Annotated in this window: 1 pseudogene; it reads left to right on the top strand. The window is 78.1% G+C overall.

Annotation, left to right across the window (positions count from 1 at the left end):
• Positions 1-470 (top strand): annotated as a pseudogene (locus JZ791_RS44235) (hypothetical protein); the annotation flags it as partial.

Genomic DNA, 470 nt, shown 5'->3' on the forward strand with positions numbered 1-470 from the left:
CCCCCGACCCGACCGCGTTCGGAGCTCCGCCGTTCGGCGAGCGGTCCTACCAGGCGCCCGAGGCGCCGAACGGCTGGCCACGACCCGATCCGGCGCCCGGCCACAGCGATCCGTTCGCCAGCCCGAACGGTGCGCAGCCCACGCGCGGTGGCCGTCGGGCCCGACGCGAACTCGCCGAATCCCTGGAGGAAACCCCCGGCGATCTGTACGGCCCCCCGCCCGGAGGCGGTGGCCGGCGGCGGCGTCCCGACACCGACCAGGAGTCGACCGAGGTCCAACCGTTCCGCGGGCACGATCCGTCCCAGTTCGGGGAGCCGTCCCCGTCCTCCTGGGCGCCGCCGCAGGCCCTGCGGGGTCCCGACCCGTCAGGCCCGCCGCGCCGGGCGCCCGAGCCTCCCGAGCGCGGCGATCCGCCGCAGACCACCGCCTGGAACGGGCGGCGCAACGGTGCCGACGGGCCGGGCTCGTCC

It is taken from the genome of Nocardia alni, assembly GCF_019038435.1.
Classification (GTDB): domain Bacteria; phylum Actinomycetota; class Actinomycetes; order Mycobacteriales; family Mycobacteriaceae; genus Nocardia; species Nocardia alni.